At 77.4% G+C, this 3,734-nt stretch carries 5 protein-coding genes; 1 reads left to right on the top strand and 4 read right to left on the bottom strand.

From position 1 onward, the window contains the following. Window positions 1-674: phosphoribosyltransferase (locus ACOJUF_RS09035; RefSeq protein ID WP_420121530.1), on the bottom strand; the 674-nt coding region annotated here is incomplete at its 3' end. A gap of 60 nt (window positions 675-734) precedes the next feature. Between ACOJUF_RS09035 and ACOJUF_RS09030 the strand changes: the two genes are divergently transcribed. Then, entirely contained in the window at window positions 735-1,352 is a 618-nt protein-coding gene (locus ACOJUF_RS09030) for a class I SAM-dependent methyltransferase (protein WP_420121529.1), read from the top strand. A gap of 31 nt (window positions 1,353-1,383) precedes the next feature. Here the strand turns inward: ACOJUF_RS09030 and ACOJUF_RS09025 are convergent, their stop codons facing one another. The 3 genes from ACOJUF_RS09025 to ACOJUF_RS09015 form a co-directional block, all read right to left on the bottom strand. After that, on the bottom strand, window positions 1,384-2,559 hold the full coding sequence (locus ACOJUF_RS09025; RefSeq protein ID WP_420121528.1) for a bifunctional RNase H/acid phosphatase: 1,176 nt from the start codon (window positions 2,557-2,559) through the stop codon (window positions 1,384-1,386). Continuing rightward, window positions 2,556-3,284 (bottom strand): zinc ribbon domain-containing protein, encoded by a 729-nt coding sequence (locus ACOJUF_RS09020; RefSeq protein WP_420121527.1) that lies wholly within the window; start codon window positions 3,282-3,284, stop codon window positions 2,556-2,558. The genes ACOJUF_RS09025 and ACOJUF_RS09020 overlap by 4 nt, the downstream gene beginning before the upstream one ends. A 9-nt stretch (window positions 3,285-3,293) precedes the next feature. Next, window positions 3,294-3,734, bottom strand: a 441-nt coding sequence (locus ACOJUF_RS09015) for a Nif3-like dinuclear metal center hexameric protein (RefSeq protein WP_420121526.1), incomplete at its 5' end; no start/stop codon positions are given.

The following is a 3,734-nucleotide window of genomic DNA, read 5'->3' as shown; positions in this document are numbered from 1 at the left end:
GCGCAGAGCACGTCGTCGACGTCCGGGCACTCGCGCAGCCGCGCGCAGCTGTCCGCCGCCCCGACCGGGACCGCGACCAGCACCCGGGCCGGCCCAAGCCGGCGGACCGCCGCGACGGCCGCCCGCATCGTGGAGCCGGTGGCCAACCCGTAGTCGACCCCGACCACGGCCCGTCCCCGGCTCACCGGCGGCGGCCGGTCGCCGCGGTAGGCCGACATCCGCCGGTGCAGTTCGGTCAGTTCCCGGTCCAGCACGTCGGCGAAGACCGCCGCCGGGAGCCGCAGCCGGTCGAGCACGAGCTCGTTCCGGACCACTTCCACCACCCCGAGGTCGTCCGGGGCCGCACTCGTCGGTCCGGCCGGCCCGCCGGACCCATCCGGCTCGCCGGCACCCGCCACCGCGCCCGCCACCGCCGCGACCGCGCCCATCGCCAGCTCCGGCTGCCCGGGCACACCGATCTTGCGCACGAGCAGCACGTCCAGCGGCGCCCGCACGGCCCGGGCTACCGGAACCGCGACCGGGACCCCGCCCCGCGGCAGGGCCAGCACCAGCACCGGCACGGCCCCGGCGGGACCGGCCCCGTGCTCGGCCAGCCAGCGGGTCACCGGCGCCACCAGCGCGGCGCCCGCGGCGGTGCGGTCGGCGAACCGCTCCGAGCGGCGGCCCAGCTGCATGGCTCCAGTCAAGCCCCGGCCGCGGCGCCCGGGCAACCGTTCGCCGGGCACCATGACGGCATGGGCTTCTACCGCGAGCGCGTCCTGCCCCGGCTCCACGACCGCACCCTGGACCGGGATTCCGTGCGGCGGGTCCGGGAGCGGGCCTGCGCGCCGCTGCACGGCACCGTGGTCGAGGTCGGGTTCGGCTCGGGGCTCAACGTGGCCCACTACCCGCCGGCGGTCACCCGGGTGCGGGCGATCGAACCGTCGGCGGTCGCCCGCCGGCTGGCCGGGCCGCGGGTGACGGCGGCGGCGGTCCCGGTCGACTTCGACGGGCTGGACGGCCAGCGTCTGCCCCTGCCCGACGCCTCGGTGGACTGCGCGCTGCTGATGCTGACCCTCTGCTCCATCCCGGACCAGCCGGCGGCCGCCCGTGAGCTGTACCGGGTGCTGGTGCCCGGCGGGTTCGTCAGCTACGCCGAGCACGGTGCCAGTCCGGACGCCGCCGTGGCGCGCTGGCAGCACCGGCTGAACGGCCTCAACCGTCGGGTGTCGGGCTGCCGGCTGGACACGGCGACCCCGGCGGTGCTGCGGGCGGCCGGCTTCGAGCTGACCGGCGAGCACGACGGCTACCTGCCCGGAGCCCCCCGGTGGAGCGCCTACCTGTACGAAGGGATCGCCCGCAAGGCGGGCTGAGCCGACGCGCCGCTCGCCGACCCGTCGGGCCTCACGGCAGGTGCGCGGTCTCGTTGACGCTGCGGACGACGATCCCGCCGGCCGCGTCGACGTCGACCGCCGACAGCGACCCGGTGTCCACCCGCAGCCGGAAGGCCACGGCCGGGTCCGCCTGCAGCGCCGTGGTCAGGATCATCTTGGCCACCGCCGCGTGGGTGACCAGGACGACGGCGTGCCCGCGGTAGGTGGACAGCGCCTCGGTCAGGACGGGCCGGACCCGGTCGCGGACCTGCAGGAACGACTCACCGCCGGGCGGGGCCGCGGCCGGGTCCCGGCGCCAGCGCGCGAGCTCGGCCGGCCAGCCGGCCCCGATCTCGGCCTCCCGGAGCCCGGTCCAGTCGCCCAGCTGCTCGTCGAGCAGCCGGTCGTCCTCGATCAGCGGCGCCGCGGCGGGACCGGCGACGGCCGCGGCCGTCTCGCGGCAGCGGACCAGCGGTGAGGTCAGCACGACGACCGGTCCGGCCGGCGCGATGCGGCGCGCCACCGCGGCCGCCTGGGAGCGTCCGATCTCGGTCAGCGGGACGTCCTCGCGCCCGGTGAACCGGCCCTGGGCCCCGAAGGTGCTCTGCCCGTGCCGGACGACCAGGAACCGGGTCGGCTGCCCGTTCCGCGGCGGCGGCGCGGCCGCCGGATCGGGCGGCGCGTCGGACGGCGGATCGGGCAGCGGATCGGACCGGGCGGCGGAGGGCGGATCGTCGGCGGCAACGGCAACCGCGCCGGTGGCCGCCCAGACCCGGCCGGCCGCGGCGGCGTCCATCGCCTCGTTGGCCAGCCGGTCGGCGTGAGCGTTGCGCTCCCGCGGGATCCAGGTGAACGTCGCCTCGGCGAACCGGGCGGCCAGCGTGGCGGCCCGGCCGGCCAGCGGCTTCATGTCCGGGTGCTTGACCTTCCAGCGGCCGGACATCTGCTCGATGACCAGCTTGGAGTCCATCTGAACGGCCACCGACCGGGCGCCCAGCTCCAGGGCCGCCTCCAGCCCGGCGATCAGGCCGGAGTACTCGGCCACGTTGTTGGTGGCCCGGCCGATCGCGGCCGCCCGCTCGGCCAGCACCGTCGTGCCGTCGGCGGCGAACACCACGGCGCCGTAGCCGGCCGGACCCGGGTTGCCGCGCGATCCGCCGTCGGCCTGGACGACGACCCGGCGTCCGGGGTCCGGGTCGGGGCTCACGCCCGGATCAGGATGGCGCCGCACTCCGAGCAGCGGACGACCGCGTCCGGCGGGGCCGCCCAGATGTCGTTGAGGGCGCTGCGGTCCAGGTCCATCCGGCAGGCCTCGCAGCGGCCGCCGGTGAGCGCCCCGGCGGCGGTCCGGCCGCGGCCGCGGATCTGCTCGTAGAGCTTCATCAGGTCGGCCGGCATGCCGTCGAGCAGGCCGGCCCGCTCGGCCGCGGCCCGCCGGATCTCGTCGTCGATGTCGGCCACGGCGTCGTCCCGACGCTGCTGCGCCGCCCCGACCTGAGCCTGGGCGGCGGCCAGCTCGGCCTCGATCCGCCCGACCTCGGCGTCGGCCTCCTCGCGACGCTCCATCAGCTCCAGCGCGTCGTCCTCCAGGGTCGACTGCCGCCGGGCGAGCGATGTCAGCTCGTGCTGCATGTTCTCCAGGTCCTTGGCCGGCGCGGTGCCGGCGGCCAGCCGCTCGTTGTCCCGCCTCGCCCGGGTGCGGACCGCCTCGATCTCGGTGTCCAACTTGCGGGCATCCCGGTCCAGGTCGCCGATCTCGGCCTGCTTGAGCACCAGCGACCCGCGCAGCCGGTCGACGGTGGCGCTGCCCTGCTCGATCTGGGCCAACTCGGGCAGCGAGCGGCGGCGGTGCTCGGCCGCGGCGACCGCCTGGTCGATCCGCGCGACGTCCAGCAGTCGACGCTGCAGGAACGGGTCGGCTTTGGCAGGCACGGTCCGACGCTACCGGACCGATCCGGCGGCGGCGTGCACGGTCCAGGGATCGGTGCGGGTGGTGGAGACGCTGACCACCAGGTCCGGATGCGCGGCGCGCAGCAGGTCGGCGGCGACGGGGAGCCACGGCCACTCCCCCGCCCAGTGGGCGACGTCGACGACCGCCGGGTTGGCCGGGTCGGCGACGAACTCACCGACCACGTGGTGCCGCAGGTCAGAGGTGAGGTAGACGTCGGCGCCGGCCGCGGCGGCCGCGGCCAGGTAGGAGTCGCCGGCGCCGCCGCACACGGCGACGGTGCGGATCGGCCGGTCCGGCGCGCCCGCCGCCCGGACCCCGCCGGCCGTGGCCGGCAGCCGCGCGGCCACCAGCTCGGCGAACCCGGCCAGCGTCACCGGGTCGGCCAGGGCGCCCACCCGGCCGCTGCCGGTCAGGCCGGCCGGATGCGGCAC

This window comes from Nakamurella sp. (genome assembly GCF_048594475.1).
Lineage (GTDB): Bacteria > Actinomycetota > Actinomycetes > Mycobacteriales > Nakamurellaceae > Nakamurella.
The sequence above is the reverse complement of the archived record's forward strand: the minus strand, read 5'-3'. Positions and strand labels throughout refer to the sequence as shown.

Bases quoted from the DNA above. Each gene is read 5' to 3' on its own strand.
- ACOJUF_RS09030 (WP_420121529.1), top strand. From the start codon at position 735: ATGGGCTTCTACCGCGAGCGCGTCCTGCCCCGGCTCCACGACCGCACC.